This window comes from Persicobacter sp. CCB-QB2 (assembly GCF_001274635.1).
GTDB classification, from domain to species: Bacteria; Bacteroidota; Bacteroidia; order Cytophagales; family Cyclobacteriaceae; genus Persicobacter; species Persicobacter diffluens.
Genome location: NZ_LBGV01000001.1, coordinates 2,182,516 through 2,199,612, shown reverse-complemented (window position 1 = coordinate 2,199,612; position 17,097 = coordinate 2,182,516). Strand labels below are relative to the sequence as shown.

Genomic DNA, 17,097 nt, shown 5'->3' with positions numbered 1-17,097 from the left:
CCCAAATTTGGGTAGGTCCGCTTTTTCACATTCATCCATATCTTTGGGGAAAATTCGAAATAGGAAACAATTCCGTCATTTTCCCGCCGAGCTGCTATACGAGGGTTTTAGCATGAATAATCTTATTTAAGATAAAAGGCTTCAGCTTAACTAACAAGTTTCCAATAAAAAAGGGCAAGCCCCTAAAGACTTGCCCTTTATCAAAGATTTCTAAATCCGCTATTTATCATTCATTTCCTCACTGTGAGGAAGTGGTTGAGAGTGATCCGGTAATACCAGATTAAGGAAAACTCCCACAATAGAGGCCAGCCCAATACCGGATAGGGAAAAATCACCGAACTCTAGTACAGCTCCACCAATCCCAATGGTGAGTATGACGGAAACAATGACCTGATTTCTGGTTTTTTTGAAATCAGTATGAGATTCCGTAAGCGTATTGATCCCCACTGAAGCAATGGTTCCAAACAGTAACAACATAATTCCACCCAAGACAGGGGCGGGGATGGACTTCAGGAATCCACTGATTTTTCCGATTAATGAAAAAACAATGGCAGTGATGGCTGAAATTCTCAAAATGACAGGATTGGTAACCTTTGTTAAGGAGATCGCTCCGGTAACTTCTGAATAAGTGGTGTTAGGCGGGCCCCCAAGGAATCCGGCTAATGCGGTGGCTACCCCATCACCTAAAAGGGTTTTATGCAAGCCGGGGTCTTTTACAAAGTTCTTTTTTGCTACCGCTCCCACGGCATACATATCTCCGATATGTTCAATCATGGGCGCAAAAGCAACTGGTAGCATGAATAGGATGGCATTCCAGTTGAATTCCGGTGTTGTGAATTTTGGCAAGGCAAACCATTTAGCGTTGGAAATTTGAGCCAGATCAATAGTGATGGGAGGAATTTGAAAACTTATCGGGCTTAAGTTGGGGAAAAGTCCTTGAAGTCCCGGGATGAGTTCATGTAAATCAAATACAAATGGAGTTGGATTAAGAAAATGTAAACTTAGCGACAGGAGGTAGCCGACGAACAATCCTGTGAAAATGGGAATTAGTTTGAAAAAGCCTTTTCCATAAACGGTAGTCAACAAAGTTACCATCAAAACCACTGTGGCCACAAGCCAGTTCTGTTTCGCCATATCCACACCAACCGAGGCCAGAGATAAACCAATGACCATAATGACAGGGCCCACCACTACCGAAGGGAAAAGTTTTTCAATGAGTTTCAGGCCTCGGAAACGAATAATGGTGGAGACAATGGTATAAAGAATACCTACGGCAATTAAGCCTGAAAGAGTAGCAGGTAGTCCGTACAGCTTGGTACTTGCGGTAATGGGAGCAATAAATGCAAAGCTGCTGCCCAAAAATACCGGGACTTTCTTCTGAGTAATCAGGTGGAAAAGCAGGGTTCCGGTACCGGCAGTAAATAACGCTACAGCAGGATCAATTCCCACTAGCAGGGGTACCAAAACGGTTGCTCCAAAAGCAACAAAAAGAAATTGCACGCCAAGTACAATTTGTTGACCGTTTATTTGATTCATTGGTAAAGGATTGATTAAAATTTCACAAAGATAGCATTAGTAGCTGAGCTAATGGATGAGAAAAGTTAGCCTTTGCGTTTTTCTGTAAATATTGACAATTGATGGTTAGTTATTTATAATCTTATCTCCCCTAACATTTATGAATTTTATTTTTTTTGGCCTTTCTTGTGTTTTCTTAATAGGCTTTTTTTATTGCGGAAAATTATTTTGACCCAATGAATACCATTCGAACAATTATTTTTGATCTGGGGGCAGTGTTGCTAAATATTGATTTAAAAAAAGCAGTGGCCGCCTTTAGTGAATTATCCGGAAAAAGTGAGGAGGAGTTGTCCTCCCGTATTTATGAAACTACCTTATTCAATCAGCATGAGATTGGCGCTATTGATAATGATACCTTTTTGGCAAAACTTGGAGAGGAGTTAGGGGTAGTCGGTCAGCCACAGGCCTTAGCAGCGGCCTGGGATAAGGTTTTGCTGGATTTTCCACAGGAACGCATTGAAATGCTGAAAAAATTAAAGCCAAACCACCGTTTGCTACTGCTTAGTAATACCAATGAACTTCATGTGCTGAGTTTTAATCAGCAGTTGGCCCGGGAGAATGGAGTGCCTGGTGGTTTGCCTGAATTGCTGGATGGGGTTTATTATTCCTCTCGTATGGGCTTTAGAAAACCAGATCCGGCCATATTTAAATCAGTCATACAAGCCGAGGGGATTAAGCCAGAGGAAACTTTATTCATTGATGATAATCCAGCCAACTGTACAACCGCCAGGTCAATGGGCTTTCAGGTCGAGCAGATGAATCCCAACAGTGGAGATTTTTCGTTTTTTAAAGAATACAACATTACTTATTGATCGTCTGTCATGCAGAAAAAAATTCTAATTCATCTCGGCCTGTTTATTCTTACATTAATTACCACCACTTTAGCCGGAGCAGAATGGATGTTTGGCAAAAGTTGGTTTTTTGGGGAGGAGGTTTTGAGTAAAAAGGAATTTTTTCAGGGCTTTTGGTATTCCATTCCTTTTCTGGGAATTTTAACTGCTCATGAATTTGGGCATTATTTTGTTGCACGTAAATTGAAGGTGAATACCAGTTTGCCTTATTACATTCCACAATGGTTTTTTTCTTTCACGATGAGTTTAGGCACCTTTGGTGCATTGATACAGATTAAAGATAAAATCAACTCCCGGAAAAAGTATTTTGATATCGGTCTTGCAGGGCCACTGGCTGGTTTTATCGTTTGCCTTTTTGTATTGACTTATGGGTATACGCATCTTCCGGACCCCACATTTATTTACCAGATTCATCCGGAATACGAGCAATATGGATTAGATTATCCTCAACATGTTTATGCCTATGACCCTGCCGATGAAAATGCCAATCCCCCTATTCGGGTAGGGGGCAATTTACTGATGATGTTGATGGAAAAGGTATTGGTCGCTGATCCCACTAAAATTCCGGATCCACATGAAATGATTCATTATCCCTTATTGTTTGCGGGTTACCTGGCGCTTTTTTTTACGGCGCTCAATCTTTTACCGATTGGGCAACTGGATGGAGGACATATTTTATATGGTTTAATCGGGGATAAGGCGCATCGTATTGTTTCCAAATATTTGTTTATGGGCTTATTGTTTCTGGGAGGAATCGGGCTGATTAATCCCGGAGATTCCACCCAGGAAATTATTATTTACAGTCCGCTATACCTTTATTTTCTGTACTTGTGTTTTTATAAAATGACGAATGACCGGCAGGAGCGACTGTTTTATGCGGTAATTATTTTCGCAATGCAGTATTTCGCCAAATGGCTATTTCCCTCTTTTGAGGGTTTCACGGTTTGGCTGGTATTCATGTTTGTTTTAGGGCGATTTCTGGGCGTCTATCATCCGCCTACCACCGATACGGCGCCGCTGGGAAAAAAACGGATAATTTTGGGTTGGTTAGCGATGGTTATTTTTATTATCAGCTTTGTGCCGCAGGTGTTGGTGTTTGGCTAAGGTCAAGAGCGGGAAGTCGGGATTAAGATCATGTTTAAAAGCACACCATCCGGCTGCAAATTCGAATTATTGAAAGCGATTTTGGCTAATTTCTCCATAATAGCGATGCTATTTCCTCAAAATAATCCTATATCGCTTCTGCAATACTTCAAATGCTCGCTTTTTAAACCCGCTCCATGCCGCTAGTATTGATTGGTTTGTAATAATACGAGCGTACAAGCTTCCAGCGCCATTATTCCATTTTCTTCCAGCTTTTGCATAAAAGCATAATTTTCGGTGCCCGGGTTAAAAATGACACGCTCCGGTTTCAGGGAAAGCATAAAATCAATATAATCTTCCTGATTCTTCGGATTGAGATAAAGGGTAATGGTGTGAATGTTTTCCAGTAGGGGAGGCTGTTGTAAGGGTAAAATGGCAATCCCACTAATTTCTCCTTTTCTAATCCCAAGAGGAAAGGTCTCTATTCCTCTTTCTCGCAACATGCTGGTGGCCAGATAGCTATATCTGCCGGGGTTTGGTGATGCGCCTATTACCACAGTTTTTTTCATAACTTTATACTATTTTTATGTAAAAAATGTATTTGTTATAGATTACCTTTCGAATATTACAGTATTTCCTGAAATTACTTTTATTTTTTTTATTTTAAGACGGTGCTATAATTTTTGCTGCTTTGATGTCTGAATTCCGACATATCTTTTGCTTTCTCTGGGGCATGGCCATAATGCTAATCATGCCCGGTACGCTCTGTGCCCAAAAAGTCATTACTACTTATTATGATGAGGCCGAATCAAAGGTGATGGAGCGGTACGAACTCAAAAAGGGGAATGAAAATATTATTGAGGGAAACTACCAGTTTTTTTATAAAAATGGCATGCCAGCTGCCGAAGGGAAGTATTTCAATAATGAACCAGTGGGGTTTTGGAAGTACTATTATGAGAATGGGCAAATCAAAATGCAAGGAGAGATAATTAACCGGGTTAATGCCGGTTTGTGGCAGTATTTTTACCCTTCCGGCAAACCCAAAATGCAGGGCGAACTAAAAGGAGACGAACGAGAGGGAGAGTGGCTTTTTTTTCATGAGAGTGGTGAATTAAAGGCAAGCGGCAGTTTTTTGAAAAATAAACGACAGGGACAGTGGAAATTTTTTTATGAGAATGGCAAAAAGAAATCCGAAATAGACTTTAGCCGTGCTTATGGTAGTTTCAGGGACTTTTATGAAAATGGGAGTCTGAAAGGAGAAGGGCAGCATTTCCAGGGGAAAAGAACTGGCTTTTGGACATTATATCATCAAAATGGGAAGGTGGCCGAGCAGGGAAAATATGATGGGGATTTAAAGGAAGGACTCTGGCAGCAGTATGATTCAAATGGCTTTTTGGCGGCAGAGGGAGATTATGAAAATGGGGAAAAGAGTGGGGGATGGAAAGAATATTTCGATAATGGCATTGTCAGAAGTAATGGTGCCTTTATTCATGGGGAAAGGGAGGGGAGCTGGTCTTTTCGACAACCCGATGGTGCTTTTTATGGAACCGCCATTTATAGTGGAGGTCATGGTCAGTTTGTGGGAAAAAACAAGAAGGGAAACATCACTGCCAAAGGGCAGTTGGTCGGAGGTCAGTTTGAAGGGATATGGGAATATTATGATGAAGAGGGCAAGGTGAAAGCCTCCTGTCATTATAAAAACGGGGAAGGCCGGTATAACGAATATTATCAAAATGGCGCCCTGAGATTGAGTGGGATGCTGGTAAATGGTTTAAAAACCGGCGTTTGGGTACTTTATGATCAGGATGCGGCGGTGGCGGGCTATTATCATCCCAAAGGAGAGGAAGGAGAATTGATCGCCGTTACCCTCGATAAGGTGGAGGATTCCATGGAGGAGCCGCCTATGCCCCGCGTAGGCCTAAAGCCGGATTATCGGTATAAGAAAAAAGGTTCCCGGTATTTTCTACCCCGATTGAACGAGTTTAGGGGATTTATTCTTTCAGCAAGTCCTATAAACACGCTGGTAGGAGAGTTACCGATTAGTTTGGAGTATTATATTCAGGAACGAATGGGGATTCAGGTCACCGTAAGCCTGGAGCGAGACCCATTTTACGGGCAGCATGAGGAAAAAGAAGGCGTAGTGAATGGACTGGGTTATGCCATTGGTATTCGCCAAAAGTTTTATCAGCCCAGGAAAAAGTACGGGATGCTATATTTCGCTCATGAGATTAAATACCATGAAATCACACATACCACTAATGGGCGAATTCCTTCCGGGCAAACTTTAGAGCTTCAGGTGCTGGAGCAACGGCTTCAATATAGCTTGTTGGTAGGAGACCGGATTATCTTTGAACCAAACGGTCCGGCAAATAAGTATCGTTCAGGCGTGCGTTTTTCACTGGATTGGTACATGGGTGTTGGGGTAGGGCCACGATTCATTTCTCGCAATTATGACGAATCAGCGGACTTTGAGCAGTATTTTAGTGATATAACTGATCAATATTTCCCCATAACCTTTCGCTTCGGGGTGGATCTGGGTTTTGTGTTTTAGAATACATGTACCTAGTTTTGAGTTATGCTTGAGTTAAAGCATTGTAAATCAAAGAAACTTTCCATATGAAGAAGTTTTTAATCGCCGGGGTCATATTACTGGTTATTGTATTGGTAACACCTTCTTTTATCATTGAGAATGATCAAGCCCCGGTGGATCCGCATTTAGTATTAGGACAAGCCATTCACTTTCGGGATGTGTTCCAGAAAAGACTTACTTAATTGTAGGGTATCGAGAGACTTATGAAGGTCCGGTTGAAAAAAAGTGGATGGATCAGGAGTATTTGGCTTTTGTATACATTACTGACCTGGGAGAATATAAGATGGGTACTATTCATCGAAATTCAGTAATTAAAGAATAAAGAAATCAATTAAGACCAATAGGAAAGATTGATATATCAAAACGTTCATCAGCTTGTTACATACTTGGAGGAAACAGAGTATGAAACGAGCTTTTTTTATTTTTAGCCTAATTTGTTGCACCTTGGTATGCCAGGGGCAGATTCCCATTCAGGATCCGGTCTTATTGAAGGGGGTGATTTTAGATGCAGAAAGCCTGGAGCCATTAAGTGCTACCAATATTACGGTGCATTCGGCCCATGGCCGAGCCACTTTGGGTTATTATACCGGCGAGGTGGGTAGATTTTCCTTTTTTGCTTTTCCCTTAGATACCATTCGATTCAGTAATGTTGGTTTTAAGCCAAGAGCAGTGGTGATTCCTTTGGAGGTTCCCAATGACCAATATACGCTGATTGAAATCATGGAGCATGACACCATCATTCTCCCCAGTATTCTGGTCTCTGATAAATTAATGCTGGAAGACGAAATCGATCAGATCGTAAGTCGTGTGATGACAGACACCTCCTTTGTGCCCAATGTCGAGCAGGTCGTAAATTATCAAATAGAAAAAATCTCGTTGTTTCAACCGGTTTATGGGAAGTTTCAGATTTTATGGTTGCATCACAATTATCATATCCCCAAAAACCAATGGATCAACCCATGGGTGTGGGTTAAATTCATCAATGACGATCAGGAGGATAAATATACCTACCTTGAGATGGATGATTTGTATTTTTCAGGAAGACCTTATCCACATTTTGAAGACCAATGGGTAAGTCCTAGTATTCCCTATCAGTATGAAATGTTCTACGCCCGGGAAAAGGAAGAATGGGGAGAATAGCATTTACTGCTTAAGTAAGCGCCTCTAAATCGTAATGGATTTCAAACTTATCCTGATCAAGATAAGCCGGGAATTTGGTGCGAAGATTAACGATGTCTTCGTATTTAAGCGTAGTCGTGCTTATTTTTTCCGCTGTACCCAAATCATCAATACAAAAGCCTTTAGGGTTGAAAGATTTGGATCCTCCTTCGTAGGTGATGTCATTGCCGTCTTCGCCAATTCTATTCACACCGATAATAAAGGCCTGATTTTCCATTGCCCGAGCAGCTAAAAGGGTATTCCAGACGTGCATTCTGCTTTTGGGCCAAGAAGCAATGTAAAGTGCCAAATCGTAAGTAAGGTCACCATTTTCTTTGACCACATTTCTGGACCAAACCGGGAACCTCAAGTCGTAGCAGACCAATGGGCAGATGTCCCAACCTTTTAGGTTTACCACCAGGCGTTCGTCGCCGGCATGAAAAGCAAGATGCTCCTTACCCATTCGGAATAAATGGCGCTTGTCATAGTAGGAATAAGTGCCATCTGGTTTCATCCAGATCAGGCGGTTGTAATAACTGCCGCCTTCTTTGATCATTAAGCTTCCGGCCAGCACGGTTTTAAGCTGGGCGGCCATTTGTTTCATCCAGCGAAAAGTATTGCCATTCATCACCTCCGCCATTTTTTGATTCATGGTGAAGCCAGAGTTGAACATTTCAGGTAGCAAGATGAGGTCAGTGTCCAATTCTTCCTCCCATAAGAGCTCCTCCAGCTTGGCTAAATTAGCAGCAGAGTCTTCCCAGTATAGGTCGGTTTGGATGGTGGTTACTCTTAAGTCTTGCTTCATCTGATGTAAAATGGCGATTAATTTTAGAATGAATTATGAAATAGGGAATTTTTTGTTTGATAAAAGATGATAAGACTCATGTTTAAACCCTTACTTAAAAAAAATCCCGCTATTGTTCAAAATAGCGGGATTGTTATTGAATTATTTTATTATTTGAGGAACTTCATTCTGTAATCGATCCCAATGTTTCCTTTGGAGATATTGGTCAATTTTTTCTTTAATAGGCGTTTTTTCAATGGAGATAAATGATCTGTAAAAAGAATCCCTTCTATATGATCATATTCATGCTGAATGATGCGTGCACGCCATCCATCATACTCCTCCTCATGTTCTACCCAGTTTTCATCCCGGTAGCGAATTAAAATTTTCTCCGGACGATAAACCATCTCGCGAATGCCGGGAATACTTAAACAGCCTTCTTCCACGCCCCATTCTTCTCCGGTCTCTTCAATGATTTCCGCATTGATGAATACTTTTTTGAAACCGGCACATTTAGGATCTTCCTCTGACATCGGGTCGCCATCAATCACAAAAATGCGGAGATTTTCGTTTACTTGAGGGCCCGCCAGCCCGACGCCTGAAGCCTTATACATGGTCTCAAACATATTGTCTACCAAAGCCTGAAGGTCGATACTTCCCTCTTCAATATCTTTAGCGACCTTTTTCAATACCGGCATCCCGTAGGCCGTAATTGGTAAAATCATATCTCTTTAATCTAATTTTTTACATTTCAGGTGATACTCACCATAACAATACAAGGGTCCCTTTTTGTTAAGAAAACCGTTCTGGGGTGAAATTTAACCTTTGAGTCGAATTCCTTCTTCGTCAATTTCGATCTTGCCGGATTTATACAATCCCCCAATTACTTTCTTAAAGGTCCGCTTTGACATTTGAAAAATTTCCTTGATTTCCTCCGCATTGGATTTGTCATGGTAGGGTAAAAAACCACCTGCTTCTTCCAGTTTCTCGATAATATCATCCGTGGAGTTTACCACCGCCTGATATCCTTCCTCCTGTAGGGTGAGGTCAAGCTTTCCGTCTTCTCTTACTCCTTTGATATAACCATTTACCGTATCTCCAGGGCGAACCATTTTGAATATCTGATTGTCAAAAAGCATGCCTTCATATTTCCCATCAACTAAAACGGTATAGCCTAGTGGGGTTTTACGATAAATCATCATTTCTACTTTTTGCCCCCTTTCGAGTTCAGCAGTTTCCCGATCAAAAAATACTTTGATCTTGGAGGAAGCGATGATGCGGTCAGATTTATGATCGTGAAGAATTCTCACGACATATTTTCTGCCCTTGACCATGGGCTCATCCATTTCACTTTTAGGAACCAATAGGTCTTTATCCAGTCCCCAGTCTAAAAAAGCGCCAAAATTAGTGGTGTCTACACACATTAGGGAGGTCATTTCCCCGACCTCAGCCTTTGGCGTTTGTGTGGTGGCGGTCAGACGATCTTTAAAGTCTCTGTAGATAAATACAGAAATTTCTTGTCCGATTTCCATATCGGATTTTACAAATTTATTTGGTAACAAAATGTCTCCTTCAGTAGAATCCAGAATGAGTCCAAATGGAATTTGTCGTAAGATCTTAAGCGTATTTGTTGCTCCGATTTTTAACATGCTGCAAAGGTAAGCATTTCCTTTGTTAGGAAGGAGGTTTGGGGAGTTTAGACGAGGATTTATTTTGTGAAAGGGTTAAAAATAGGTGGGGAAGGTTGTGCCGGCGCACCAAATTAACTCCAATAGCAATATATTCTAAATAAAATTGAATAGCCTAAATTACATATGCTTAAATCCGGCTTAGCCTGAGTTATTCACGGTTATATTCGGTGAATAATCTTAGTTCGCTTATTATCAGGGTGTTTGTTTGGGTTGGTTGATTTTTTATAACCCCAATTAGGGCAATCTTGTTTACTCCTCCTTCATCTGCTTCCCTGGGAAAAATTCGAAATAGGAATAACTCTTTCTTTTTCCTGTCTTGCTTCAAAACCAGCGTTTAAGCATTCATAATCCGGTTTAGCGAAGGAGGAGTTTGATGCGGAATTGCTTCCCGAAAGGCCATGCTACTTAGAATCTAAGCAACAAAAAAAGGGACCATCGGCCCCTTTTCAATGCATTGTGTTTTCTTATTTGGATATTTTCACCTCTCCGTTCTCAAAGGTTACGGTGAAGGATACGAATCCCTGACTTACTGTAAAGGTATTGTCACAATCTCCGGATCCAAAGTCAATGGTTCTTGCATTTCCATTCCACTCCATTTTTTTAATGCCCGAAGAAGGAAATACAAAGCCCTGGCTTATGCAGTCTACTTTATAAATAATGGCATTTTGCTCTTCTGTGGTATGGGTATAGGAGGTGTCATCTGAGGTGATGCCATTGATTGTTCCCCAATAAGCTTTTTCTGAACCGGTAAATTCCGAAGCGGAAATCGTAGTTCTCTCGTAAATCACGCCATTTCTTTGGGTGCTCTTTCCGTTTTTGGTGATTTTAAGATTGTTGAGGGTGATTTCGTAGGTTTTTTCTTCATTCAGGGGATCTTCCGTAATATTCTTAATAGAACGGCTTCCTTCTAATGCATATCCGGCTACTGTATAGTCTTCGAAAGTCATTTCCCAAATAGCTCCTTTGGTTACCGGAAATAAAATTGGATAGCTTACACTTTTTAAGGTCAGGATGATTTTACCTGTTCGCTCAAAGCCGTTGTAGGTACATCCCTCGCCGAAATCAATGGTTAATTTTTTTTCGGCTAAATTATAAGTCGCTACATAACAGGGTTCAGTACTACTGGCTTGGGCCTGGCGGGTGGGGTCGGCCTGTTTGGCGAGTTCAATTTCGGAAACCGCCACCGCGTCATTTAAATAAAGGTCCATTTCGGTGTCCTCTACAATACCTCCATCAGATACAGCATCTGTGGCAGATGTAACTTTTTCTTTTAAATCGCATGCAGAGAATGTGCTTATGATTAAAGCAAATAGTATAAAAAACTGCTTTTTCATAGATTAAAGTGGGTTAATGTATTGGTTGAATTTGATTAAAAAAACCTTCTAACGGTTAGAATAAATTTAAATACAAATGTAAGAATGGGATTGAAAATTAAATAAAATAGTAGAAAAAGCTACTTTTTTATTTAAGTTCTTGCTTTTGTTTCGAATCGTCCGCCTCCTTTTGGCGAATGGTACTGGTGGGGATATCATCGTCTTCCGGGCTAAGCTCTTTAGGTTTTAGCGGGTCAATTTGAGGGTGTCTTATCCGCTTGTCTTTGTGAGCGTCCTCTTTTTTGGAGCGGAATGGATTAAAAGCTCCAATCATTTCCTTAAAAGAGTTAAAGGAAGCGGTATGCAACAATGAAACTCCTGTGGTGGTGGAATTGGCCTGGTTAAGCCCTGCATCAAGGCTGGAGAAATTGTTTCTACTGTACATTTTTACCCGGTATTTTCCGGATTCAGTCAATAGATACTCTACGGACCAGTCCCCCGCAATGGAGGCGAAATCAACCTTGGACTGTTCATTGGTAAAGCCACCATCTCTGCTTACGCGTAATCGCCCATCAAGGAAGGTGTAACCTAAGCGGAGCTGGAAGGTGTTTACGGCATCAGCATCCATTTGTCCCAGATCCACCGCGATGGATAATTTATCATCCACCTGATTGATCCAATAGCTTAATTGGTTAGATACAAACTCACTTAAACTACTTCCTACCGTATTCGAGGTGTTAAAGGAGTTAGCCGGTGCAAGGGAACCTAAAACAATAAGCGAAAAAACCTGACGTTTCATTTCCTGCTCATTGACATGAATTTGGTTTTTAAATCCAGTCACATAGGTGTCGAGGCTCAGTGCATTTCCTTCATAGGAAAAAGTACTGGGGTATTTATCGATGTCAATATCAAAATTCAGCTCCGGGCTCATCATGGGGCCTTTCAGGTTAAGCATTACCTTAGCCGGATAACGCCTTCTTATTTCGGGGCTGTCGGCATAGGCGGTATCTACAATGGCAGTTAAATTGGTGAGCTGATCATAAACCGCATCAATGTTTAATTCAGCAGAATAGGGGTCTCCATTCCAGGTGATTTTGGAATTGGGTTCAATGATGAATTCCTTATTGATAATATTGGAAAGGGTAAAATTATAGGAGCCTTCAGTAAATACCACATCTCCAAATACACTCATATCTCCCTGGGGGTTTATTAACAACTCTAAGTCTCCGTTTCCACGGCCCTGAATGATGTCACCGGCTTGTAAGTCAAATATCAATTGGGCGAAAGCATCAGGAGTCACTTTAAATTTGAAGTCATAGTTGACGCCTTCTACTTTTACTTTTTTCACTTCTTTTTCGAAAATGTCTTTCAGGAATTCGAACTCATTTTTCTTTTGAATAAATTCAATATAATCCTGAGAACCTATTTCATCGGAGGTGGAGGCCAGTGGAATATTAAAACGCGTATTTTTTCTCGTTTCCATTTCGGCCTGTATATTAAACTTTGATAAAGGCCCAAAGAAGTGCATATTTCCGGAAGCATAGGCCTTTCCATAGTAGAGATCATTGTCCTTAGAGGTGGTGTTGAGCACCATCATATTATTGAAAGCCGCCCGGATATCAAAGTTAAAATCCTGAAGGCCCTCATGTTCAATGGCACCATTAACGTTTCCATAATTCCCTTCCCCATCGGTAACGGTCAGGCTTTTTAAAACGAATCTTTCAGGCTCTATCTCCACGATCCCATTGGTCTGGTAGGTAGTCTGGAGATAGTCGATTTTTACCGAAGCCGTATCGATCGCGATAAATCCCGTCATTTCCGGATGGCTTAATTTTCCCTTTATGGAAATATCGCCGCTCAGGTTTCCCTTCAATTTTGAGGCATAAGATTTGAGGAAAGGCTCTGCTACGGCTAGCGGTACTTGCTTAATGTCTAATTTCAGGTCCAGGTTGTCCTGCTCCCGATAGGGGTAATAGGCACCATTTAAGGCAAGAATATTCTCTTTGGCCCGATCGCCCTCAAAGAAAATGTCCAGCTTGGAATTGGGCGCATCCCAGGTAGCATTACCTTTCATTTGACCAAGTGGCAAATGATTGAAGCTGAAGTTATCAACGAAAATTCTATTTTGAATCAGTGGAGTATTGTAATAATTTCGCATGGATAAATACCCATTGAGGATACCATTTACCTCCGTATCGATGAAGTTCTCCAGGTGATTTAACTCAAAGTCTTCCACCATTAGTCGAAATTCCTCCTTAGGGTTATGAGATATGGCCCCGGTCAGGGCAATGCGTTGTCGACTTGAACTTAGCGTAACTTTTTCAAAATGCAGTCGGCCATCTTTCAGGGTGATTTTGTTTTGGGGATTGAGTTTCCAATAATCTCCCAGCATGAAAAGCGAAGGTGCCTGAATATTTACTTTCGTATATTTTGTGGAGAAATCAATAGTACCCGTCAGGTCAGCATGGTTTTGTTTTGGGTCTTGCTTTACTTGAAAAAGATACTCCATATGCTTTTCAAACCAATTGATTTCCGTGACCAGATTATTGGTATTCATCAGGTTAAAAAAGCGCTGCCGGTCAGCGGTCAGGGTCACAATGGCCTGCGGATCCGGATCATTTGCATATTTTGAAGTTTTTAGGGATAATGCAGCTCCTGACAAAGAATTTCCATTCCAGTGCAAGGAATCCATATAAGTGTCCAGCACCAGATTGTAAGAGTAGCCCATGAGTAGTTTTCCGCTGATGTTGCTGCCCGTAGTCATATAGAAGTCGGGGCTGAACATATTCATGATGGGATTGAAATCGAAGAAACGAATATCAAATTGCGCATAGGACGGATTTTGATAATCTACCGGTGCTTTTTGCTGATAATAAGCTGCTATCTCTTCCGGATCATTTTTTAATGCCAGGAGATATTCGGAAAGCATCATGGGTACTTCGTTCACTAACTTTATGGGACTAAAATCTCCGATCACCCGAAATTGCCCAAAGTCAGAATATAAATCTAAAACCCTATGGCGCTTTTCAATAGTGGAAGTAAACCTCATGTGCTGGAAAGCCACCGTATCCTCACCATAATTGAGGACCAAATTTTTGGCTTGTGCGGTTCCTTCCAGCTCATCCGGATGTAGTCCCTTGAAATCAATGTTTAAGCTTCCGGAAAGAGAAGACACTTTATCGGTAACCTTCATGCTGTTCAGGTCAGCAAAGGGGACATCGGCCGTTACTTTCAAATAGGGATTTCTGTGACCCAGATTTACGGCGGCATTACCTTTCATTTGAAGGCTGCTGTCGTTTACATTTAACTGCCCAATAAATATTTCCTTTGAAAACCTCCCCTTCGTTTCAATATTGTGGTAGTCATAACCGTTTACTCCAAGTTTACTGGCTTCAGCATTAAGATTAAAGTCGGCAGTGGTTACGGTAAGTCCTTGTCCTTCAATATCTCCTTCCATGCTCAGGGTCTGAATATATTCCGGGGCATCCATCACCTTTCCCAGGTGAAAATTTTCTGTAATCAGATGTCCCTTGTAGTAGGGAAGGCCTCCCTCCAAAATTTTGAAGTTAATATCGGAAATAATTGTTCCCACTGGTGCTTCAAATTTTCCATTGGCTACAAAGTCAAGCGGGAAACCGGTGAATCGCCCCTTGAATTCTAAATTGTCTAGTTCTTTTAATTCTCTTTGTGGACTATTCCCGATATAAGGGTAAAGATCTTTTACATTGATGCGGGAGTTTTTAAAGTCGGCATCAATAAAGGATTCATAAAATTCCGGAAGCCCGCTAAAGCTGATTCGTCCACGTAAAACTGAGTTTTCCCCAAAGGATAAATCCATATTCCGGATGTCGAAATTGCTGATAGGTCCCCGCCAGTGCCCCTTAAAACGGTAGGTGTCCAGGTAGCCTCTTAAAAAAGGAAGGATAGCAGCCAGATCCCGGGAAGTAAGATAGGACTGTGACACCTTGGCGTCAATCCGTACTTTTTCCATGAAGTCACTATAGTCTTCCCAGCCATTATAAAAGAAATGCAGATCTCCCTGTAAACGGCTTTCTCCTAAATAGAGGTTGGTCTTGTCCATAAGCAAGGCGTTCCGGCAGATCATAAAATCAGAATGAAAGTCCAAAACAGGCAGGTCGCTGGTTTGTTCATGCGCCTGCATGGTGAGTACTTTCATCGAGATGGTGTCTGAATCAATACGGAAATTTTCTACCTCGCCAAAAATTTCTTTCACCGTAAAGTTATGATTGTCAAAGCCAAAGTCAACGCTGTCAATATGCGCATTTTGCATGCGGAAAGTGGAGTTTTCCACCGTGATGCTGCCTACTTTGAAATGCACATGTGAGCTATCAGTGGGATCTTTTTTTTTCGTTATGGCCTTGATGCCATCTACCCACTGGTTAATACCGTATCCTTTTTCTCCGTGGGCAATCAGTTGAACGTCGGCTTCTTTCAGATGCGCATGCTCAAATTGTAAATCTCCTTTCAATAATAAATTCCAAAAAGCAAAGTGGGCGTCAAGTCGGTTGACATTGATTACGGGAAGGCCCAAAGAATCTTTTACCGAAACATTATGTAATATGGCCTCATCTACCCAGGAAAACTCAATCCTGCCAATTTCCATATCAGCTTGGATTTTCTCCCCGACTTTTTCCAGGAAGTAATCCGCCAGTAATGTTTGGAAAAAAGGAAGACGCAATAGCGAACCGATTAAAATCCACGAAAAAAGCATGACCGCGGCGATCCAGAGAGATATTCTCAGGAATCGTCGGTTCCGCTTAGGAGTAGCTTCGGTTTTATTAATTTCTTGCGTTGGTTCTTCCATTTACTATTTGTGGGAACCACAAAAATAAGGTAAAAAATGAGGATTTTATGGCTATGTCAATATTTTTAAAACGGCATCTGTGCAATTATGGGTTATGAAAAAGTCAATACATTGATTACCTTTGCAAACTGCAAAATAATGCAGGTGCAAAGTGTTCTTGCCTGGCAGGAAACGCAATTAATCCAAAAGGGAAAATGGAGAAAGGAAAAATGGCGCATATTACCATTTTAGCGATAGAATCCTCATGTGATGAGACCTCCGCTTCCGTCGTTCGGGATGGAGTGGTTTTGAATAATGTAGTGGCTACCCAGAAAGTGCATGAAGAATATGGAGGCGTGGTGCCGGAATTAGCCTCCCGTGCGCATCAGCAAAATATTATTCCGGTAGTAGAACAAGCGCTGAAAGAAGCAAAGGTGGAAAAAAAGGAGCTTTCGGCCATAGCTTTTACTCGTGGGCCCGGACTTTTGGGTGCTTTGTTAGTCGGTACCGCTTATGCGAAATCCATGGCTTTAGCACTGAACATTCCGTTGATCGAAGTCAACCATATGCAGGCGCATATTCTGGCGCATTATATTGATGACCCGAAGCCACCTTTTCCATTTTTATGCCTGACGGTGAGTGGCGGCCATACCCAGTTGGTGGTCGTGAAAAGTCATTTGGAAATGGAAGTGGTCGGAAAGACATTGGACGACGCTGTTGGCGAGGCTTTTGATAAATCGGCCAAGCTGTTGGGGCTTCCTTATCCAGGAGGACCATTGATTGACCGGTATGCACAGGAGGGAGATCCGCATCGATTCGAATTTCCCCTGTCTGAAATGGAAGGTTATAATTATTCCTTCAGTGGAATTAAGACTGCCATCCTTTATTTCTTGCAAAAGGAAAAAAGAAAGGATGCTGATTTTGTAGCACACAATTTAAAGGACATTTGTGCCAGCATTCAGTATACTTTTATTAAAATGCTGATGCAAAAATTGAAGCGTGCCAGTCGTGAATTGAAAATCAGACATATCGCCATTGCCGGAGGAGTTTCTGCCAATAAAGGGCTTCGAGAAACCCTGGCCGCAGAAGCGGAAAAGCAAAAATGGACGGTTTATTTTCCGGATTTTCAATATTGTACGGATAATGCCGGCATGATTGCCATCGCGGCACATTATAAATATCTGGCAAAAGATTTTTGTGAGCAAACGGTGGCGCCGGATCCACGTTTGGCTATTTAACAGGGGATTT

General features: G+C 41.6%; 13 protein-coding genes. 6 read left to right on the top strand and 7 right to left on the bottom strand.

Going from position 1 to position 17,097, the window contains the following annotated elements; translation table 11 throughout:
- Nucleotides 1-219: 219 nt before the first annotated feature.
- The gene (locus NG22_RS09745) at nt 220-1,536 is read right to left on the bottom strand and encodes a uracil-xanthine permease family protein (RefSeq protein WP_053405568.1); all 1,317 of its coding nucleotides are present in this window, start codon (nt 1,534-1,536) and stop codon (nt 220-222) included.
- A 215-nt stretch (nt 1,537-1,751) separates the two neighbouring features.
- Here NG22_RS09745 and NG22_RS09740 point away from each other — a divergent pair, with 215 nt between their 5' ends.
- Nucleotides 1,752-2,387, top strand: a complete 636-nt coding sequence (locus NG22_RS09740) for an HAD family phosphatase (RefSeq protein WP_053405567.1) — start codon at nt 1,752-1,754, stop codon at nt 2,385-2,387.
- 9 nt (nt 2,388-2,396) lie between these two features.
- Nucleotides 2,397-3,530, top strand: coding sequence for a site-2 protease family protein (locus tag NG22_RS09735; RefSeq protein WP_053405566.1), 1,134 nt, complete (start codon nt 2,397-2,399; stop codon nt 3,528-3,530).
- A gap of 182 nt (nt 3,531-3,712) precedes the next feature.
- Here NG22_RS09735 and NG22_RS09730 read toward each other — a convergent pair whose 3' ends face one another.
- Nucleotides 3,713-4,078: a CoA-binding protein gene (locus NG22_RS09730; RefSeq protein WP_053405565.1), complete on the bottom strand. Its 366-nt coding sequence runs from the start codon at nt 4,076-4,078 to the stop codon at nt 3,713-3,715.
- A gap of 164 nt (nt 4,079-4,242) precedes the next feature.
- On the opposite strand from NG22_RS09730, the gene NG22_RS09725 reads away from it, so the two are divergent.
- From NG22_RS09725 to NG22_RS09720, 3 genes are all read left to right on the top strand, one after another.
- Nucleotides 4,243-6,060: a toxin-antitoxin system YwqK family antitoxin gene (locus tag NG22_RS09725; RefSeq protein ID WP_172674363.1), complete on the top strand. Its 1,818-nt coding sequence runs from the start codon at nt 4,243-4,245 to the stop codon at nt 6,058-6,060.
- A gap of 65 nt (nt 6,061-6,125) precedes the next feature.
- On the top strand, nt 6,126-6,281 hold the full coding sequence (locus NG22_RS17805; protein WP_157600980.1) for a hypothetical protein: 156 nt from the start codon (nt 6,126-6,128) through the stop codon (nt 6,279-6,281).
- Between the two features lie 220 nt (nt 6,282-6,501).
- Nucleotides 6,502-7,239 carry a carboxypeptidase-like regulatory domain-containing protein gene (locus NG22_RS09720; RefSeq protein ID WP_157600978.1) on the top strand — a complete coding sequence of 246 codons (738 nt, stop codon included), beginning with the start codon at nt 6,502-6,504 and terminating at the stop codon, nt 7,237-7,239.
- A gap of 10 nt (nt 7,240-7,249) precedes the next feature.
- On the opposite strand, the gene NG22_RS09715 is transcribed toward NG22_RS09720, so the two are convergent.
- The 5 genes from NG22_RS09715 to NG22_RS09695 form a co-directional block, all read right to left on the bottom strand.
- Complete coding sequence (locus NG22_RS09715) at nt 7,250-8,062, bottom strand: amidohydrolase (protein WP_053405562.1); 813 nt, start codon at nt 8,060-8,062, stop codon at nt 7,250-7,252.
- Nucleotides 8,063-8,211: 149 nt separating this feature from the next.
- Nucleotides 8,212-8,766: a peptide deformylase gene (def, locus tag NG22_RS09710; RefSeq protein WP_053405561.1), complete on the bottom strand. Its 555-nt coding sequence runs from the start codon at nt 8,764-8,766 to the stop codon at nt 8,212-8,214.
- Nucleotides 8,767-8,859: 93 nt separating this feature from the next.
- Complete coding sequence (locus NG22_RS09705; protein WP_053405560.1) at nt 8,860-9,690, bottom strand: S1 RNA-binding domain-containing protein; 831 nt, start codon at nt 9,688-9,690, stop codon at nt 8,860-8,862.
- A 506-nt stretch (nt 9,691-10,196) separates the two neighbouring features.
- Entirely contained in the window at nt 10,197-11,066 is an 870-nt protein-coding gene (locus NG22_RS09700) for a hypothetical protein (RefSeq protein ID WP_053405559.1), read from the bottom strand.
- A 127-nt stretch (nt 11,067-11,193) separates the two neighbouring features.
- On the bottom strand, nt 11,194-15,870 hold the full coding sequence (locus NG22_RS09695) for a translocation/assembly module TamB (RefSeq protein WP_053405558.1): 4,677 nt from the start codon (nt 15,868-15,870) through the stop codon (nt 11,194-11,196).
- 194 nt (nt 15,871-16,064) lie between these two features.
- Between NG22_RS09695 and tsaD the strand changes: the two genes are divergently transcribed.
- Nucleotides 16,065-17,087 (top strand): tRNA (adenosine(37)-N6)-threonylcarbamoyltransferase complex transferase subunit TsaD, encoded by a 1,023-nt coding sequence (gene tsaD, locus NG22_RS09690; RefSeq protein WP_253275670.1) that lies wholly within the window; start codon nt 16,065-16,067, stop codon nt 17,085-17,087.
- Nucleotides 17,088-17,097 lie beyond the last annotated feature (10 nt).

Bases quoted from the DNA above. Each gene is read 5' to 3' on its own strand.
- NG22_RS09745 (WP_053405568.1), bottom strand. From the start codon at position 1,536: ATGAATCAAATAAACGGTCAACAAATTGTACTTGGCGTGCAATTTCTT.
- NG22_RS09740 (WP_053405567.1), top strand. From the start codon at position 1,752: ATGAATACCATTCGAACAATTATTTTTGATCTGGGGGCAGTGTTGCTA.
- NG22_RS09735 (WP_053405566.1), top strand. From the start codon at position 2,397: ATGCAGAAAAAAATTCTAATTCATCTCGGCCTGTTTATTCTTACATTA.
- NG22_RS09730 (WP_053405565.1), bottom strand. From the start codon at position 4,078: ATGAAAAAAACTGTGGTAATAGGCGCATCACCAAACCCCGGCAGATAT.
- NG22_RS09725 (WP_172674363.1), top strand. From the start codon at position 4,243: ATGGCCATAATGCTAATCATGCCCGGTACGCTCTGTGCCCAAAAAGTC.
- NG22_RS17805 (WP_157600980.1), top strand. From the start codon at position 6,126: ATGAAGAAGTTTTTAATCGCCGGGGTCATATTACTGGTTATTGTATTG.
- NG22_RS09720 (WP_157600978.1), top strand. From the start codon at position 6,502: ATGAAACGAGCTTTTTTTATTTTTAGCCTAATTTGTTGCACCTTGGTA.
- NG22_RS09715 (WP_053405562.1), bottom strand. From the start codon at position 8,062: ATGAAGCAAGACTTAAGAGTAACCACCATCCAAACCGACCTATACTGG.
- def (WP_053405561.1), bottom strand. From the start codon at position 8,766: ATGATTTTACCAATTACGGCCTACGGGATGCCGGTATTGAAAAAGGTC.
- NG22_RS09705 (WP_053405560.1), bottom strand. From the start codon at position 9,690: ATGTTAAAAATCGGAGCAACAAATACGCTTAAGATCTTACGACAAATT.
- NG22_RS09700 (WP_053405559.1), bottom strand. From the start codon at position 11,066: ATGAAAAAGCAGTTTTTTATACTATTTGCTTTAATCATAAGCACATTC.
- NG22_RS09695 (WP_053405558.1), bottom strand. From the start codon at position 15,870: ATGGAAGAACCAACGCAAGAAATTAATAAAACCGAAGCTACTCCTAAG.
- tsaD (WP_253275670.1), top strand. From the start codon at position 16,065: ATGGAGAAAGGAAAAATGGCGCATATTACCATTTTAGCGATAGAATCC.